The sequence below is a fragment of the Promicromonospora sp. NPDC019610 genome, from assembly GCF_044389365.1.
Lineage (GTDB): Bacteria > Actinomycetota > Actinomycetes > Actinomycetales > Cellulomonadaceae > Promicromonospora.
In genome coordinates this window covers 579,697-598,274 of the sequence record NZ_JBIRXX010000004.1, presented here as the reverse complement: position 1 = coordinate 598,274, position 18,578 = coordinate 579,697, and the positions used below count along the sequence as shown (strand labels likewise).

Below are 18,578 nucleotides of genomic sequence, written 5' to 3'. Positions count from 1 at the left end.
TAGTGATTACCTCTTCTCAACTCGCCGCGGAACGTCAGCGCCCGCCCTTACTACATCCAAGGTCCCGTTCGAGCCCCGCCACCTGCGCTATATGTTCGAATCATGCCCAAGAATTTTTGGAACGCCCGACCACTCCCATTGAAGGCGGGCTCCGACTTAAGATTCTTGACCTGACCATTCTGCACCGCTTGATCCCCTACCGAGAGCAGACCTGGACGACGAAGCCAAGTACTTGCATCAGTAGCGCACTGAGACGAGCATATCTTCGTGCTTGAAATATAGTCCGGAACACTGCTGATGGTCCCCCCAAACAATGCCCTCTGCTGGCTTGCGCTGCCCGCAAGCGCAGCAGCGGCCCCCTCCGCGTGACCTCCTCCAAGGCTGCCAGATCCGGGCTTTGCCTTGAGAACAGGCACCCCCATCGCGTCCAGCCTCTTTATGACGTCGCTTTTCGCAGATAGTCTCGAACCCGCGTTCACAAATACAACCGCATTCGACATCTCGACGCCGTTTACCTTCACATTCACGCGACTGACAATTATCGTATTATTTTGGTAGTTCCGAGGGTTTTCCTGCAGGAACTCCCCAACGATTGTCGCAGCGCTACTGTACCTCATCAGGCCCGCTTGATCAATAACCCCTTGGGGTACTGCGGTGCTCGGGCCGGGAACGACCGGTCTCGCGTTCGGAGTTAGGTTCGAATAGCTGCTTCGAGCTGTCGAATCAGCCCTCAGGGTTCTGCTGATCCTCGCTGAACGCAGATTGGTGGCCTGTTCATCGAGCATTTGCGCACGCAAATCACCGTCGATATGGCCATCGAGTTCGATTCGGTTGATCGGATTACCACCCGTGAAGGCATACCGGTTGCCCGTGTACGGATCCGAGCCCAGGGCAAGGTCAGCAAGTGCACCGTCATACATGTCTCGCGAGGTGAACCGGTTCAGATCCGGGTCATAGTCCCGGAACCCCATGTCGTAGGTGTCCGAACCGGCGTCGAATCGCTTGGAGTTGTACCGGTACGCATTGAACAGCTCGGCATCTGGGCTGGCCGGGTTGGGCTTGTCGATGCCCGTGGCCTCCGACTCGTCCGTCTTGCCGTAGGCGGTGTAGCCATAGGTCGCGACCGTGCCACCGGTCTCGTCCGTCAGGGTCTCGACGTCGGTGTGCGCGTTGTACCCGTAGAACGCCGTCCCGACCTCGGGTGCCCCGTCCGCGTCTCCCTCGTCCGGCGCACCGGGGTGGGTGACTTGGGACAGTCGCTGACCCCACGGGGAGTACTGGTAGGACTTGGCCAGCGCGCCGGCCACGTCCTCGGTCAAGACCTCCGAGGAGAGCCCGAGGTAGGTGAACCGGGTGGTCTCGCCGTCGGCGGTCTTCGAGGTGGTGCGGTCCAGCGGGTCGAACGCGTAGGTCGTGGCTTCGAGCGTCCCTGCGTCGTTCGCCTTCTCGGACTTGGTCACGTGGTCGAAGCCGTCGTACGTGTTGCGGGAGATCACCAGTCCCGCGGCCGTGACGGACGCTTGCCGTCCGAACGGGTCGTAGGTGTAGGACGCCGATCCCGTCTGGCCGGCGACCGTGGCGGACTGCAGCCGGTTGCGGTCGTAGCTGTACGTCGTCGTCGTGCCGGCCACCGTCTGGTTGACGACGTTCGCGTTGTCGTCATGCACATACGTCTCGCTCGACGCACCACTGCCGGTCTTGGTCTTGGTGACCAGCCGGTCCACCGGGTCGTAGGTGTACGACGTGGTCGAGTCCAGCAGCGCATCGGTGTCCGCGTTCCGCTTGGACGCGGCATCGGTGGCTTGGCTGCCGTTCTCGTTGTACGTGTACTCGTGCGACGCGACCAAGGCCCCGCCGGAGGTCTCCTCACGCATCGACCGCAGTGCGCCGTCGTTGAAGTACGCGTTCGTGACGACGTTCCCGTTGCCCTTGGTCTGAGTGACCTGGGAGCCGCGCTCGTCGTACGTGTACGACGTCGTGGTCGGGTCCCCGGCGCTGGCACCAGCTGTGTCGGTCACCGTGACCGTCTTGACCAGGTTGCGCAGGTCGTACCCGTACTCCGCGCCCTGGTCCGGGTGATCCACGGTCACCGGCTGCCCGTTCGGGTTATACCCGTACGCCGTCACCACCGCAGCCGTGGCGTTCTCCGTGACGCTGGCGACCTGGTTCAACTCGTCGTAGACCATCTCGTACGACGACACCGACGCGCCCGCCGAGTCGTCCGCGATCCCGGTCAGGTTCCCGTTGACGTCATAGTCGTAGGTGAACGTCTTCTGCTCGGTGTCCGTGTCCGCGGAGTTGTCCCGGACCAGCTTGACCCCGTCCGCCACCACCGTCCCCGTGCTCGACACTGCGAGCTTGACGGAGGCCAACTCGTTCGCGCTCAGGGCGTACGAGGCAACCTTGCGCCACGCGCCCGCACCCGTGGTCTGGTTCACCGTGACAGCCGGCTCGACCACCTCCGGTTGCGTACCTTCAGCGCCGTCCGGGTCATGCGTCAGCTGGTACTTCGCACCCGACGCTGCCCCCGTCACCTGGGGGTAGGTGACATACAGGTCGTAGGTCCCATCCGCCGGCACGTCCAGGTTCCAGGTGAACGCATCCGAGCCCGTACCTGCAGCATGGGTGCGGTGGTTGAACCCCTGCTCGCCCTCCATCGAGGCTGTCGCCCATGTCCCGGTGGCCGACGTCGACTGGGCGTCGGTGTTGTCCACCAGCGTCACGTTCGACCCGACCGGCGCGCCCTCGTCCGACATCGAAGCCTGCTTCCCGTCCGGGAAGTAGGACCACGCCATCGTCCGCGACGTCGACCCATCAGCAGCCGTCAACGTCCGGGCCGTCTGCTGCCCCAGCTCGTTGTAGTCATAGCTCGTACTGATCCCGTGCGGATCGACCGACTGCTTCACCCAGCCGTTGTCGAAGTACTCCACCTCAGTGATGTTGCGGACCGTCTGGCCTTCCGACGGCGGCAGTGACGTCGCCACGACCCGACCTGCGGCGTCATAGGTGGTCTCCGTGTACACGTTCGGGTCGTCGTAGCGGCTGTCCGCGGGGTCGTACGGCTGGTAGGAGCGCACAGGCCGGTTCAGCTCGTCGTACTGGGTCCGCGACGCAAAGTCCTCGACGTTCGCCGTCGCGACACCACGCGGGGTGACGACTCGGGTCTGGTTGCCGACCTCGTCGTACTCGACCTTCGTGGTCCGGTACACCGTCGACTCCCCGGAACCGGAGTGCGGTGCCTTCGACTCCACGGCCGCGCCACGCTCGTCGTAGCTGACATAGCTGGTGTTCCCGAGCGCATCCGTACTCGAGACAGTCAGGCCATCGGCGTCGTAGTCGGTGGTGCTCCGGTTGCCCTCTGCGTCCACCGCTGCAACCGGACGGTGGTTCAGGTCGTACTCGGTCTTGGACGTGTAGTCCTCGATGTCCGCTGATGCGACCTTGATCGGGTCGCGCACCTCGACCGTGTTGCCGACCTCGTCGTAGTCGTACTCGATCCGGTCACCCTCCGCGTTGGTCACCGCGGTGAGCTGGTTGATCGTGTCGTACGCGTATGAGGTCACATAGTCCGTCGCGTCGCCGGTCGTGACCACGCCCTTGGGCTCGGTCGTCTTCAGGACGTTCCCGACCGTGTCGTACTCATACTTCGAGATGCGGTCAAGTCCGGCCGTGGTGTACTTCGGGGCGGAAGCCGACGTGACCTGGTCGGTCTTGTCGTACGTCGCCGTGGACACCGCCCCGTTCGGCGCGGTGGAGGTGGTCACGTTGTCGTTCGCGTCGTACACCGGCGCCGGCGTCGTGATCGTCTCGTCCGCCGACTTACGCACCGTCGAGGCGAGCGGCCGCCCGAACGCGTCGTACGCCTGCGTGACCAGCCCGTCCAGCGGGTCCTCGACCTGCGTGACCAGGCCACGCCCATCGTTCGAGTACGTGGTCCGCGAGACATTGCCCAGCGCGTCCTCGGTCACCACGGGGTAGCCCACGTCGGTGTACTCGCGGTACTCGGTGACGTTCTCGTTCGCGTCCTTGGCCGTCAGCAGCTGCCCGAACGTGTCGTACGTGTACGACGTCGTGTAGTCGCCGACCGTCGTCGTCGCGATGCCCTTGCCGTCCGTGACGGTCAGCAGGTTGCCCTTGGTGTCATATGTGAACTGGTTCTTGCGGCCCTGGGGCGAGGTCGTCTTCGCGATCTGCGCCACGTATCCGCTGTCCCAGGTCCGGTACTCCATGACCTGCGCACCGGGCGGAGCCTGCTCCGCGGTCTCGCCGGGTACGCACTCGGACGCGGCCGGAGCTCCGCCACGGGCGTCGTTCTGCTCGGCGTCGCGCTGCCACAGCGGGTACCCGGTCTTCGGGTCGTAGCAGTACGCGGTCACCGCGCCGTTCGCCTCGGTCAGCGTGCGGACGTTGTTGTCCGTGTCCCAGGTCAGGTCGACGGTCTCGTCCTTCGCGTTCGTCACCGACCGGGGGCGGCCGAAGTCGTCCGACACGTACTTCGTGACGTGGTCCTCGGCGTCCGTGACGGTCGAGTTCCACCACCCGGCCGTGGTGTGCGGGGCGTAGTCGAACGTCGTCACGCCGTCGTTGCGGTCGGTGATCGTCTGCACCGACCAGTGGTCCTTCGGGTCGTCGCCCTCGGACGGGTAGAAGTACGACAGCTCCGTGTCGTTGCCCCGCGGGTCGGTGATCCGCGTCAGCTTCGCGTTCTTGTTGCCCTGGTCGGCGTCGTAGGTGAACTTGAACGTCTTGGCGATCGACGCGCCCGAGGCGTCGGTGGCGCCCGCGCCGTCGATCATCCGGCCCATGAGGCCCTTGCCGGTGTAGTAGAACTCGATCTTCCGGCCGGAGATATCGGTGATCGACCGCACGTGGTCGTAGATCTTGGAGTTGTTCAGCCCGCCCGACCCGGCCACCAGGTTGCCGGTGGCCTCGTCCACGTACTGCCAGCCGGTCTGGCCCTTGGTCCAGTAGTTCACCGTCAGCGTCTGCCGGCCCGTGGGGTCGGTGACGTACTGCAGGAACTTACGGGGCTGGTTGTTCGACTGGCGCTCGGCGTAGGTGAACTGCTGCGTGTTGCCGTTCTTGTCGATCACCTGGTTCAGGTAGCCGTCGCAGCCGAACACGAACTTCGTGCCGTCCGGGCGCAGCATCGTCCAGGCCGCCGGGTCCGGGTCCTTGTTGGACGCGCGGCAGTCCACGCCGGCCGTCTGCGTCAGCCGGTAGTTGACGCCCGCGGGCGCGTCCCACTGGCCCGTGGTGGTGTTCAGCCGGAAGACGTGGGTCGTGCCGTCGCCGTCAGGCAGCATGACCTCGCGCGGCGAGTTGTTCGGGTGGAACTCGAGCGGGGCGCCGAGCCGGATCGGCCCGGACACCTGCGCCGACCAGCCGAAGCCGGAGACGGTGTCGGAGGTGTCCTGCGAGTTGTAGGAGAACCGCGCGAAGGTCGACAGCCCGCGGCCCGGGTTGCTGAACGCGTCGTACGACCAGACGGCGTTGCCCGCCGCCACGTTGTTCATCACCGTGGCCCCGGCGCCGGTGTTCTTCCCGGCGTAGGTGTAGAAGCTCTCCAGGCCCAGCTGGTCGGACGTCGGGTCCTCGACCGCGACGTTCTGCTTGAGCTGGCCTGCGGGCAGCGCCGCGATGCCGGCTGCGGCCAGCGCACCGGCCTCGGTCTGCTCGGCCAGGTCCGCGGTGGCCACGGTGTCCAGGCCCCGGGCCGACGCCGCGGCCTCGACCGAGTCCTCACCCGCGGCCTCGGCCTCCTGGCGAGCGGTCTTCGCCTGCGCCGCCGAAGCGGTGTTCGCGATCGCCCACGACAGCGAGTAGTCCGAGCGCAGGTTCCCGTCGCTGACGGGCGGTGCGACGACGGACGCCGTGATGTCCGCGACCTCCCCGGACGACAGGTCCTGCGGCAGCGCCGTCGTCGTCGAGGTCGAGCCCGGCGCCACGGAACCGTCCGGCAGCGTCCACGACGCGACCAGCGCCTGCGAGCCCTTGACCCAGGTGGTCGGGGTCGTGTTCGAGACCGTCACCGGCACCTGGTAGGTCGTGCCCGGCGTCATCCGCTCCGGGGTGTCCGGCGCGTAGAACGTGTCCTCCGGCGCCGTCGAGAGATAGGTGACCGACAGGAGCGGACCCGACCGCTCCAGACCGTTGTTCGCCTCCGCCTCACCCGAGGCGAACAGGGACCGGTCCTGGGACGCGGCCTCGTCGGCCATCTTCACCAGCAGCGACTTGTGCCAGGTGGGGTTGTCCACGAACGCCTGCGTCACCGCCTTCGCGTTCCAGGACAGGCGCGACGGGCCCTCGCCCAGACTCGAGACGGAGGACTGCACGGTCGACGTGAAGCTGCCGCCCGCGGTCCAGGTGCCCGGACCGGTCCCGTCCGGGTCGTTCCAGGTCGCCTTCGTCTCGTCGAAGTCGACCGTCGCGCGGCGCAGCTCGTACACGCCCTGGGTCGGGTAGATCATCGACCCGTCCGGGTTCGTCCGGGTGGTCTCGGTGGTCTCCTGCCACATCCGCAGCTGCGCGTCCGTGACGACCGCCCCGTCCGGGACCGTCCAGTCCTCGAACTCCATGACCGTGCGCGTGTCGCCGTAGACCGCCGACGCGTTCCCGACCAGGTCCCAGCGTTGCGTGGTGATGTCCTGCACCGAGTCCCAGTTGGTCGTCGGCTGCGCCGACGCCAGCGAGGTATCGCCCGTGGCCTTGATGATCCTGGTCGTGTGCCCGGCCTTGGGCAGGCGCACGATCTGCGTCGAGGACGGCACGATCGCGCCGTCCTTACGCTTCACCGCGACCTGGTAGTAGTACAGCTTGCCCTCGCCCGTCGCGTCGGCGGCGGTCGGGACCGCCGTCGTGTCGACGAACGACGTCGTCCCCGGGGCCACCGGCGCCACCAGCGTGGTGGCCGACGGCTGGAACGTCTGCGAGACCGAGCGGTGCACCTGGTACTCCACCAGGTTGTCGCTGGTGGACGACGACGGGTCCTTGTAGGCCGACCAGGACAGCTCCGCGCCCGTGGCGTGGATGGTGTCCGGGATGTCCATGACCACACCGGGCTGGCCGTAGGTGACCGTCAGCCGCGGCATGTTGCGGGTCTCGCCGCCGTAGACGTCCTCGCCCGCCTCGTAGCGCGGACCACCCACGGGTCCCGCTGCCGTCTCGTCGGCCGCCTTGATCATGAACCCGTTGTCGAGCGCGGGGGTCTTGACCCACTCGCCGACCGTGCCGCTCACGTCATAGGTGTGCCACTTGCCGATCTCGCCGGCGGTCCGCACCTCGGTGGCGTCCTTGATGAACCGCACGCCGTCCGCGATCACTGCGGTCGTCGACGTCGCCGGCGTGTCCAGGATCTCCACCTTGCCGCTGGTGCCGGCGTCGAAGGTGTGCGCGGCGACCTGGCTCCATCCGGTCGCTGCCTGCTGGTTGACCGTGTAGGTGTGCACCGGGTTGCTGGTGGCGTGCGTGATCCGCACCGGCACCTGCGTGGACCGGTTGGTACCGGTCACGTTGTGCAGCCACACCTGCCACAGCCCCGAGGCCGGCAGGTCCGGGGTCCAGGTGAAGATGTCGCCCGCGACCGTGTCCCGGTTGAACTGGTAGTCGCCGCCGAACCCGTCCGCGCCCGTCGCCGAGGCGGGCCAGTTGCCCGTCGCCGACGCGTACGGCGAGACGTTGTTCAGCGTGCGGCGCGTGCCTGCGACCGCGCCCATCAGGCCGTTCGCGCTGTTCCACGTGGTGCTGGAGGACGTCCACGGTGCGGTGACCTCACGCACCTCCAGCGGCACGCGCGTCGCCCAGTCGGTGTGCGCCTGGTCGAAGTACAGCTCCAGGTCGGCGTGCGTGACGTTCGCACCCACCGGTACCACACCGTTCGTACCCGTCAGCGGCGGGAACTGCACCATCGAGCGCGCGACCCCACCCTCGGTACGACCGACCGAGAGCCGCGACGACGCGTAGTAGCTGGTCGTCGGCGCCTCCGACAGGATCATCGTGTCCTTCGAGAACGCACCCGTCGGCGAGACGATGATCGTCGGGTCCACCGTCACCGGCCACACCCGCGCCTCGTCGGTGAGCCACTCCCGGTCCGGCGTCACGGTCAGGGTCCAGGCGCCCTTGCCCGCACCGCCGCGCGCACGCTCCAGCTCGTAGCCCACGTCCGTCGAGACGGCCGCGCCCTGCTCGTCGGGAGCGGACAGCTTGCCGTCGTGCGTGGTCTCGGCCTCGCGCGAGTCCCACATCACGCCCGCGGGGATCGACGCCACCGGCTCGGGGTCGAGCTCGGAATAGAAGCCGATCGAGCCGTCGTCCTCGACCCGCGGGGTCAGGTCGCCCAGGTCGGACAGCGTGAACGTGAACTCGGCCGGGTCGGCGCCACTCGGGGCCTCGGCCAGGACGATCGACTCCTTGACCCGACCGGGCAGCACCTCGTACGACAGGTCCGCACCGCCCAGCGCCGCGACGTCCCGGTGCGTGACCGTGTCACCGTCGACCCGCGGGGAGGACAGGTCGTCCCCCTCGGCGTCGGGCAGCCCGACGGTCACGCCGCGGCCCGCGGCGTCCTCCACCCGCAGCACCCGGTCCGGCCGCTGGCCGAAGTACGCGCGTGCCGTGTTCGCCACGCTCGCGTGGGACCAGCCGTCCGAGGTCGCGGCCTTGCCCGCCTTCGCGGACAGACCCTTGGCCTCCGCGCCCGCCACGGCCTTGCCGGTCGCGGCAACGGTCGTGTCGATCTCGGCCAGACCGTCGCGTGCGGTCTCGTAGAACAGCGGCTCCGCGGAGAGCTCGACCTGGCGCTGGCCGTCGTCCAGCAGGAACGTGCGGGTGTTGACCGTGCGCTTGCCCGTCAGCTCGCGAACCCGCTCGCCCGGCTCACCGGCCGTCGCGATCGGCGCGTCGACCGGGTGCTGCTGCGTCGCGAGCGGGGCGTCCGCGGGGATCGGGTCGCCCTCGGGCTCGTCGTCACCGCCGCCGAACAGGTCCGTGAACCAGTTCCCGCTCTTGTCCCGGTCCTGGTCGGGCGAGGTGTCGGACGGCGGGGCCGCGGCCTCCGCCGCAGCCGCGCGATCCGCCTCGGAGAGCCCGTCGTCGGGCGCCGCGAGGGCAGGTGCCGCCGGCACCAGGTACACGCCGACCAGCGCCGCCGCGGTCACCGCCACGGTCGACGCGCGCACCCACCACCGCACGCCCGAGCCGGGCATCGTCGTCGCAACCGCCACCGGACCCGTCGCCCTGCGCACCATCGAAACTCCCCTGAGCAGCGCCCCCACCACTTCCAGGCAGAGGTCAAGAAACCTCCGGTAGCGAACCAGCACGCGCTCAGGGCGAACAGAGGAAGAAAACCTACGGGTGAAACTGAATATCGGGATATGTCGGACTTTGACGTCCGCTCGTCGACCTGCTTACGGTGTCAGTCCATGCCGCGAAGCTGAGGGTTGGGGGAAGGAACCGCCACGATGGGGAGCTCCAAAAGGGCCACCAGCGAGAACCTGCTAGCTGTACTCACCCTCCACGAGAGCGGCTCGTACGGAGCGGCAGCCAACGCTCTCGACCGCGACTCCGCGACGGTCAAGTACCACCTCATGGCCACGCGCCAGGCGTACGACGACGACGTGCTGACCTACAGCGAGGGCACCTGGCAGCCGACGGCCAAGGGCGAGCAGATCCTGGAGCTCGCGAAGTCGGCCCGCCTGCTGAACGAGGCGCTCCGCGGGTTCGACGACACGGATCCGCCCGGCCCGGTGCCAGCGTCCGAGGACGCGGCCTGACGGTCGTGCACGCGTCATGCCGCCGTCACGTCCCCGCGAGCGCCCCCGCCACCAGCGTCCGCAGCTCCGGTACGACGTCCGCCTCGAACCAGGGGTTCTTGGCCTGCCAGCGGAAGTTGAGCGGCGACGGGTGCACCAGCGGCACGGTCTCCGGCAGGTACTCCCGGTAGGCCCGCACGGTCTCCGTCAGGCTCTTCTTCGCCCGGCCGCCCAGGTAGTACTTCTGGGCGTAGCTGCCCACCAGGACGGTGAGACTGCGGCTCGGCAGCTCGGCGAGGATCCGCGGATGCCACCGCCCTGCGAAATCTTTGCGTGGTGGAAGGTCGCCGGACGCCCCCTTGCCGGGGTAGTAGAAGTCCATCGGGAGGATCGCGAACAGGTTCGGGTCGTAGAACTGCTCGTCGGTCACGCCGAGCCAGGACCGCAGCTTCACGCCGCTGGCGTCGTTCCACGGCTTGCCGCTCTCCTGGGCCTTGCGGCCGGGGGCCTGGCCCACCAGGACGATCCGGGCGCCCTCCGAGACCGAGTAGAGCGGCTCCCAGCCGAGCTCGGCCGCCCAGGCGTTGGACGGGTCGGCGACGATCTCCGTGCGGATCAGGTCGAGGGTGCTGGCCACCGCCCCAGTCTGTCCCCCGTGCGAGCTACCCGCGAGTGTCCACCCCGCGGTGACGACTGCTGACCTGGGAGTTCATAGCGTTCGGGGTACCCCGCGGTGCCCGGCCGCGGCTCGTTCCCAAGGAGTCATCGTGCGTCTGGTGTGGCAGCTCATCGCGATCGTGGCGGTCTCGTTCCTCGGCGGCCAAGGCCTCATGGCGGTCCAGGACAGTCCCTGGCTGACGCTCGTCGTCGGCCTCGCCACGGCCGTGGTCGGCGTCGTGGTCTACCGGTGGGTGGTGCGGCTGACCGAGCGCCGTCCGGTCATCGAGGTGGCCCTGAAGGGCGCGGCGCCCGCGCTGACCTGGGGCACGCTGCTCGGCCTCGGGCTGTTCGGCCTCGTCATCGTCAACCTCGCCTTCCTCGGCAGCTACACCGTGCACGGCCTCGGCTCGCCGCTCGGGGCCCTGGGGCTGGTCGGGTTCATGGCCGCCGCGGCCGTGACCGAGGAGCTGATGTGGCGCGGTGTCCTGTTCCGGATCGTCGAGGGCTGGACCGGTACGTGGATCGCGCTGACGATCACCGGCCTGCTGTTCGGCCTGGCGCACCTGCTCAACCCGAACGCCACCCTGTGGGGCGCCGTCGCGATCGCCATCGAGGCCGGCGGGATGCTCACCGCCGCGTACGTCGCCACCCGCAAGCTCTGGTTGCCCATCGGCCTGCACCTCGGTTGGAACATCGCCGGCAGCGCGATCTTCAGCACCGAGGTCTCCGGCAACGACACCCCGCAGGGCCTGCTCGACGCCACCACGCAGGGCCACGTGCTGGTCACCGGCGGCGCGTTCGGCCCCGAGGGCAGCCTCTACTCCGTGGTGTTCTGCGCGGTCACCGCCGCGATCTTCCTCGTGGTCGCCCACCGGCGCGGCCGCATCGTGCCGGTCCGCCGCGCCGCCCGCGCCGAGGTGGCCGCTAGGCTCCCCCGGTGATCGAGCTGAGGCAGGTCCCGGACCGGTGGCGCCGCCTGGACGTCACGGTCCGGGACCTGCCGCTCGCCCTCGGGCTCGCCGGCGCGGCGTTCCTGCCCGCGCTGCGCGACTACGGCACCCAGGTGGGCGAGCTGCTCGCCCGACCCCTGGACAGGTGGGCGGTGCTGGTCATCGCCCTGGAGTGCCTCCCCCTCGCCGTCCGACGACGGTGGCCTGCCCTCACCATGCTGCTCGTCGCGGCCGGCTTCGCCGCCGGCCAGGTGTTCGGCTACCACTCGTTCGCGGGCAACGCGCTCGGCATCGCGCTCGTCAGCACGGGCGCCCACCTGGGCCGACGACGGCGCGTGGTCGCCGCCGTCCTGACCGTCGGCTACGTGGGGCTCGCGGTCGCGCTCGACCGGCTGACCGGGGCTGAGCGGGTGGACGAGTTCGTGACGTTCTACCTGGCGATGGCCCTCGCGTGGGGCATCGGGGCGTGGCTGCGCTCCACGCGGGCGGCCGAGGCCGAGCGCCGACGCCGGGTCGCACAGGACACGCTGACCGCGGAGCGCACCCGCATCGCCCGCGAGCTGCACGACGTGGTGACCCATCACGTGACGGCGATGGTGGTGCAGACCGAGGCGGCGAAGTATCTGACGGCGGCGCCCGACCGCCTGGAGCAGACCCTGGACGCCGTCACCGACACGGGCCGGCGCGCCGTCGCCGACCTGCGGCACCTCCTGGACCTGCTCGATCCGGGGCACGACGGCGCCGCGCGGACGCCGTCCGCCGCGGAGGTGGGGGTGCTCGTGGAGCAGACGCGCCGGGCCGGGCAGCCCGTAGACCTGGTGGAGGACGGCGAGCCGGCCGGGTCGGCCGACAGCGCGGGGCTGACCGCCTACCGCGTTGTGCAGGAGGCCCTGACGAACGCGCTCAAGCACGCGCACGGCGCGCCGACGACGGTCGCGGTGCGGCATACAGAGAGGGACGTCGTCGTGGAGGTCAGCACAGCGGGGCGGGGTGCCGGGGCGGGAGGCGGCGCGGGATCTGCCGCCGGACCGGGTACGAGCGACCGGCCCGAGGCCGCCGTCCCCGGCAGCGGCAGGGGCCTGGCCGGCCTGCGCGAGCGTGTCGAGGCCCTGGACGGCGAGTTCGGTACGCAGCGGCTGGACGACGGCGGCTTCGTCGTCCGGGCGCGCGTGCCCCGCACGTACTCGGCGGCGGGGGGCGGGTCGTGAGCGCGGGCGCGGTGCCCACGGGCGCTCCCGCGAACCCGCCCGTCCGCGTCCTGGTGTGCGACGACCAGGCCCTGATCCGCACCGGCTTCGCGACGATCATCGACGCCCAGCCCGACCTGGAGGTCGTGGGCGAGTGCGCGGACGGCCGCGCCGCCGTCGACCTCGCCCGGCGGCTGGAGCCGGACGTCGTCGTGATGGACGTGCGGATGCCCGTGCTCGACGGCATCGAGGCGACCCGGCTGCTCGCCGGCGCCGGCGTGGAGCGTCCGGTCAAGGTGCTCGTGGTGACCACGTTCAACCTCGACGAGTACGTCTACGAGGCGCTGCGCGCGGGGGCCAGCGGGTTCCTGCTCAAGGACGCCCCGGCGGGCCAGCTCCTGGCGGGTATCCGGACGGTCGCGAGCGGCGCCGCGCTGCTGGCCCCCGAGGTGACGCGGCAGCTCGTCGGGCGGTACGCGGCCCGGATCCGGCCGACCGAGCGTGCGCCGTCCGACACCGCCTTGACGCCCCGCGAGCTGGAGGTGCTGCGCCTGATCGCCGACGGCCGGTCCAACAGCGAGATCGCCGCGACCCTGGTGATCAGCCAGGAGACCGTCAAGACCTACGTGTCGCGCCTCCTGGCCAAGCTCAACCTGCGCGACCGCGTGCAGGCCGTCGTCTACGCCTACCGCACGGGCCTGGTGACCTGACCGGCGGGAGCCGACGTCCGCGGGCGCGGGTGATCTCTCGGCGCCGGGCGGTAGCGCCGGCTGCCCGGACGTACGTTGAAGGTCCGGAGGGCGGACCGGGTCCGACCGACCTACCCGGACGCCCTTCACCACAAGGAGGTGGTGAACATGAGGCGTGTCATCCTGACGTGCGTCGTCACAGCGGGGCTGACCCTCGGCGGCGCCATGTCGGCCATGGCGGGCGAGACCAACGGCAACGGTGATCCGATCCCGGGCGCGCACAAGGCCAGCTCGGCGTGCGCGTTCTCCGGCCGTGACCTGCCCGACGCGCAGGAGAACCAGCCGCCGGAGTTCAACGACGACTTCGTCACCGACGGACGGGTCCAGAGCTACGGCAAGTACGTGAGCCACGGGCTCAAGTCCGCCGTGCCCAGCCCTGGCGACGCCTGCCGCGGCAACGTCGACTTCGAGGGCTGACGTCGGGGGCTGACGTCGAGGGCTGACGTCGACGCACGGCGCGGCCGGCGTCCTGCCCGGCGTCGTCATCACCTTTGAGGCCCGACTTTCTTCGCTTTCGACCGTCCGAAAGCGAAGAAACCCGGGCCTCAAAGGTGAGTTGGCAGCCGGCCGTCACCATAGCCGTCAGCTTGAGACATCAGCCCCCGGCCGTCACGCGCAGTCGGCCGCCGGGTAGCCCGCCGTCAGGCCCTGCTCGTCCCTCGTGGCGACCGTGACGCTCCCCGCGTCCAGCGCCGTGGACCTCGTGCTGACCACGGCCGACCCGGTACGCCCGGGCGCGACGTCGCGCACCACGCGCGTGCCGAGCGGCGTCCGGATCTCGACGTCCGCCTGCCGGTCACCGAGATTCCGCACCGTGGTCACGAGCTGGACCTTGTCCCGCCCCACGCACCGCGCCGCCACCTCGGGCACGACGGCGGTGCTGCGCGCCCCGACCCCGAGCGCCGGGATCTTGAGGTACGAGCCAGGGGTCGCAAACGTCAGCCGTACGGCCGACGCCCAGACCGGCTCGAACTCGATCGACACCGGCGTCCCGGTCGCGCCCGGCACCACGTCCTGGGCCGAGGTCGGGTGCCAGGTGCCCGCGGCGTCGCGGTACTCGACGCCCACGTGCGCGATCGTGCCCTCGGTGCTCGTGAAGCCGATCCGGTCCACGGCGCGCGGCTGCGCCGGCTCGACCGTGAACGTCACCTCGTCCCGGCCGGCGCTGCCCGACCACGTGGACCACGACGTCGCCGCGTTCCCGTCGCACGCGTTGGCCGCCGGCATGGTCTCCCACTCCGTCTGGTGGAAGCTCGCCGAGACGGTGGTTCCGTCGGCGCGGCAGAGGTCCTCGACGTCGTCCGCGCCCCAGACCTGCACCTCCGAGATCGACTGCCACGTGTTCGTCGCCGTCGTCAGCCGCAGGCGCAGGCCGTTCGTGCGCGGCAGATCCGAGACATCGAGGGTCGCGACCGGGGCGGACGACGCCGCGTCCTGCGCGAGGTCGACGCTGATGTCCGTCGTCGTCCACGCGCCCGACGCGTCCAGGTACTCCGCCGCGACCGTCGACGGCCAGGTCGCGCCCGAACCGTCCTTGTAGGTGTGCACCACCACCTCGGTCAGGTCCTGCGTGAGCGGCCAGGTGAAGGACAGCCAGCTGTTGCGCGGGTAGCCGGACGACGTCCAGTCGTCCCAGCCCTTGCCCTTGACGTTGCCGTCCACCACGGTCGGGGCGAGGTTCGCCCGGCTGGACGCCGCGACGGACGCGCCGGGCGCGAGGTTGGCGACGCCGTCCTCGTGCACGTCGACGGTGCGCGTGAAGGTGCGACCAGCGGTGAACCCGTCGGTCGCAGCGAGCGTGCCCGTGATCGTCTGGGTGCCCCGCTCGTCGAACGACGTCGCGTTCCAGGTCACGGCGACGTCCGTCGTGACGCCGTCGACCTCGACCGGGACGGCGTCGGGCAGGGTGGCGCCGAAGTCCACGCCGGGCGCGACCTGGTCGGGCACGCCGTCCTCGACCACGCGCCAGATCTCGGCGCCGGCGCCCTTGTCGTCCCAGTAGCTCTCGTCCCAGCCGTCACCCCAGCGCGCCGGGTCCTCGGTGGCGGGGTTTCGCATCTCGGCGCGGCCGTTCTCGCCGATCGTGACCGGGAGCCACACGTAGTTCGAGTTCGCCGCCCCGGCGTTCCACCGGTCGCCCATGTAGACGAACCGGCCGCCGCCCAGGTCGAGCACGTTGGTCGACTGCGAGCCGAAGGTGGTGCGGCGCGTGTCTCCGACCGACAGCAGGCCGTCGCCGCCCTCGGGGATCGCGTTGTAGGCGACGTTCTCGTGCGGGTCGCCCGCCTCGACGCCGCGGATCCACGAACCCAGGATGCTGTCGGCCGTGTAATAGGTCTGCGGGTTCGGGGCCCAGCCCGTCGCGCCCGACGCCACGGTGTAGTACTTGCCGCCGTGCTGGAAGAGCGCGGGTGCTTCCAGCACGCCGCACTCCTTGACGATCTGGAAGTCCTCGCCGCGCACCGGTGCGGCGGCGGTACCGTCCGCGAACAGGTACGGGAAACGGCCGTCCTCCGAGTACTGCCCGGCGTCCGCCATGTCGACGTCGGTGGTGTGCGTGACGTTCGTGTAGTCCGCGTCGAGCTCGGCGATGTAGAGGGAGCGGTTCTCCTCGGAGGAGTAGACGATGTACGCCGTGCCGTCGTCGTCCTGGAACACCGTCATGTCGCGCGCCTGCCCGGGCACGGCGGCGGAGATGCACGCCTGGTAGTTGGTCCGGTTCGGCATCCGGTACACGCCCGTCATCTTGAACGGCCCGGTGGGGCTGTCCGAGACCGCGACGCCCGCCATCGAGCGCGCGTACATGCTGCCGCCCACGGTGGTCTGCCCGTCGGAGTGCCACCACAGCACCCACTGGTTCGTCCGCTCGTTGAACAGCACCTTGGGACGCTCGAAGATCGTCGTGTAGTCGGCGGCCTCGTTGGTGTTCAGGTGGTAGTTCACCTCGGCGATGCGGTCAGCGCGCGGCTCGCCGGCGTCGTCGACCGTGTCGTAGAGGGCGTCGAAGTAGTCCGACTCCAGCTCCGCGGCGTCCGACACCGAGCGCAGGACGACGCCCTCGTCCGTCCAGTTCCTCGTGTCGTACGACTTGTACGCGTGCACGCCCGGGCTGCCGTAGTAGCCGTTGCTGCGGTCCTCGCCGTACCAGTAGTAGACGGTCTGGCCAGCCTCCTCACCCTGGACCACGGACCCGGCGTCGACGCCGAGCGCCTCCGCCGAGACGGACACGACCTGGCCGCCGTGGGCCTGGATGTGGTTGCCGGCGGTGTCGAGCCAGGACGGCGTGAAGTAGTTCGCGGCGCCGGAGCCGGGGTCGAGGACGGGCGGGTAGGTGGTGTACGCGGCGTCGCCGGACGCTGTGTCGTCGGCCGTTGTGTCGCCGGTCGCTGCGACAGCCGGCACTGCCGGGAGGGCGAGCGCCGCGACCAGCGCGACGGCGAGTGCTGGGCGAGCGGGTGGTGCGGAGGGGCTGGTGCGCCGAGCGCGGCGAAGTCCCATGTCCGTCTCCTTCATCCTCGAAGTCTGTGGACGCACGAGGACGGACGGCGCCGGCCTCGCGGAACGCGACCCTGCGTTCCGGCGGGCCCTGCGGGACCGCCGCGCAACAGGCTGGCACCCGCGAAATGTTCACGTCAACAAGATGTCCGAAAGTGATCGACTCGGGCACCGGCACCGGCACCGGCGGCAGGTATCGACGCCGCACGCCGACGCCGCGGGACGCCGGCGTCCCCGCCCGGACCGCCTCAGCCGTGCGCGAGCAGCTTGAGCCCCACCACGCCGACCGCGAGCGCCGCGAGCACGCCGAGCGCCAGGATGCGGGCGAGCCAGGGCAGCTTGGTGCGGCGGATGCCGAGCCAGGCGATGAGCACCAGGGTGGCGATGAGCACGCCGACGCCGACGCGCAGCGCGGTGGTGACCTCCCACCAGCCGAGGCCCGCGGCGGCGAGGGCGAGCAGCGGGATCACGAGCGTCAGGAGGGCGCCGCCGCTGGTGCGGGTCATGGCCGCGAGGTGGTGCCGGTCGGGGAACCCGCCGTGCGCGGCGAGGTGCGAGATGAGCTCGGCGAGCCAGGCGGCGGCCACGGTGCCGACGGCGGTGATGGTCAGCGACGCCGCCGCGGTCCCGGCGCCGAGCCCGTGCGCGTGGGCCAGCAGCGTGAGGATGACGGCGAGCGAGGCGAACGTGACGTAGACACGCTCGCGCAGGCGTTCGGCGAAATCCTCCCGCTCCTCGGGGGTGAGGTGGGCGACGCGGCTCTCGGGATCCGGGTGCGCGGCGCGGCGCGAGGTGCTCATGCGGCCATTCTCTCGCGCCGTCCACGTGCCGGACTCGTGCCGGCCCCGCGCCGTCCGCGAACCGGTCCGGGGCCGCTCGCGCGTGTCACCGCAGGTCGGCGCGGTCGTCCGCCGTGAAATCCCCTACCCTCTCGTCAGAACGCCGACCGGACGAGGGAGCCCGAGCATGTCGAACGACGCACCACAGGTGGTCGCGATCACCGGAGCGGCCGGCCGGATCGGCCGCGCGGTCACCCCGATCCTGCGGCGTCGCGGCCGGGAGCTGCGCCTGCTGGACCGGGCCGTCCCCGCCGAGCGCGACGAGCGCGACGTGTGGTTCGCGGGCGACATCACGGACCCGGCCACCCTGGACGACGCCGTCCGCGGCGCCGACCTCGTGGTGCACCTCGCGGCCCACCCCTGGGAGCGGCCGTGGCCCGAGATCCTCGCCGTGAACATCGACGGCACCCAGAAGGTGCTCGACGCCGCGCACCGCGCGGGCGTGCCGCGCGTGCTGCTCGCGAGCACCATCCACGTCGTCGGCTACGCAACGCCCGACGAGGCCGGCGCCGCCGATGTCCTCGTCCCGCGGCCCGACACGTTCTACGGCGTGAGCAAGGCGGCCGGCGAGGCGCTGGGCAGCGTCTACGCCGACCGGTTCGGCATGACGGTCGTCAGCGCACGGATCTGCGCGTTCAGCGACGACGTCCGCGAGGGCCGGTCGGTCGCGGAGTGGCTCTCCCCCGCCGACGCCGCCCGCCTGGTCGAGGCCGTCGCCGCCCTCGACCGGCCCGGGCACCACATCGTCTGGGGCGTCTCCGACAACGCGCCGGGCTGGTTCCCGCTCGGCCCCGGGCACGCGATCGGCTTCCACCCGCAGGACGACGCGGTGCGCCGCGCGACCGAGCGCGACGGCGTCGCGCCGCCCGTGCCGGAGCGCGAGGGGGCGCTCGCGGGCATCTTCGCCGACGACGACCACCCGCTGGGCGGCGAGTGGTGACCGGCCGGC

At 70.3% G+C, this 18,578-nt stretch carries 10 protein-coding genes; 6 read left to right on the top strand and 4 right to left on the bottom strand.

Translation table 11 applies throughout. The features are described from left to right. Window positions 1-50 precede the first annotated feature (50 nt). Window positions 51-9,245, bottom strand: a complete 9,195-nt coding sequence (locus ACH45N_RS27655; RefSeq protein ID WP_397399461.1) for a DNRLRE domain-containing protein — start codon at window positions 9,243-9,245, stop codon at window positions 51-53. 213 nt (window positions 9,246-9,458) lie between these two features. On the opposite strand from ACH45N_RS27655, the gene ACH45N_RS27650 reads away from it, so the two are divergent. Beyond that, a complete protein-coding gene (locus ACH45N_RS27650; RefSeq protein ID WP_397399459.1) occupies window positions 9,459-9,770 on the top strand; it encodes a hypothetical protein in 312 nt (103 codons plus the stop codon). A 25-nt stretch (window positions 9,771-9,795) separates the two neighbouring features. Here the strand turns inward: ACH45N_RS27650 and ACH45N_RS27645 are convergent, their stop codons facing one another. Further along, the gene (locus tag ACH45N_RS27645; RefSeq protein ID WP_397399457.1) at window positions 9,796-10,386 is read right to left on the bottom strand and encodes a uracil-DNA glycosylase family protein; all 591 of its coding nucleotides are present in this window, start codon (window positions 10,384-10,386) and stop codon (window positions 9,796-9,798) included. Between the two features lie 130 nt (window positions 10,387-10,516). Between ACH45N_RS27645 and ACH45N_RS27640 the strand changes: the two genes are divergently transcribed. The 4 genes from ACH45N_RS27640 to ACH45N_RS27625 all read left to right on the top strand — a co-directional run bounded on the left by ACH45N_RS27640 (window position 10,517) and on the right by ACH45N_RS27625 (window position 13,712). Beyond that, window positions 10,517-11,350, top strand: a complete 834-nt coding sequence (locus ACH45N_RS27640; RefSeq protein ID WP_397399455.1) for a lysostaphin resistance A-like protein — start codon at window positions 10,517-10,519, stop codon at window positions 11,348-11,350. Further along, entirely contained in the window at window positions 11,347-12,567 is a 1,221-nt protein-coding gene (locus ACH45N_RS27635; protein WP_397399453.1) for a sensor histidine kinase, read from the top strand. The genes ACH45N_RS27640 and ACH45N_RS27635 overlap by 4 nt, the downstream gene beginning before the upstream one ends. Next, on the top strand, window positions 12,564-13,256 hold the full coding sequence (locus ACH45N_RS27630) for a response regulator (protein WP_397399451.1): 693 nt from the start codon (window positions 12,564-12,566) through the stop codon (window positions 13,254-13,256). Before ACH45N_RS27635 ends, ACH45N_RS27630 begins: the two co-directional genes overlap by 4 nt. A 147-nt stretch (window positions 13,257-13,403) precedes the next feature. After that, window positions 13,404-13,712, top strand: coding sequence for a hypothetical protein (locus ACH45N_RS27625; protein ID WP_397399449.1), 309 nt, complete (start codon window positions 13,404-13,406; stop codon window positions 13,710-13,712). Between the two features lie 192 nt (window positions 13,713-13,904). On the opposite strand, the gene ACH45N_RS27620 is transcribed toward ACH45N_RS27625, so the two are convergent. Both ACH45N_RS27620 and ACH45N_RS27615 read right to left on the bottom strand, forming a co-directional pair. Further along, window positions 13,905-16,793: a discoidin domain-containing protein gene (locus ACH45N_RS27620; RefSeq protein WP_397399447.1), complete on the bottom strand. Its 2,889-nt coding sequence runs from the start codon at window positions 16,791-16,793 to the stop codon at window positions 13,905-13,907. A gap of 245 nt (window positions 16,794-17,038) precedes the next feature. Continuing rightward, entirely contained in the window at window positions 17,039-17,590 is a 552-nt protein-coding gene (locus ACH45N_RS27615) for a hypothetical protein (protein ID WP_397399445.1), read from the bottom strand. Between the two features lie 166 nt (window positions 17,591-17,756). On the opposite strand from ACH45N_RS27615, the gene ACH45N_RS27610 reads away from it, so the two are divergent. Further along, window positions 17,757-18,569: an NAD-dependent epimerase/dehydratase family protein gene (locus ACH45N_RS27610; protein WP_397399443.1), complete on the top strand. Its 813-nt coding sequence runs from the start codon at window positions 17,757-17,759 to the stop codon at window positions 18,567-18,569. The last annotated feature ends 9 nt before the right edge of the window (window positions 18,570-18,578 follow it).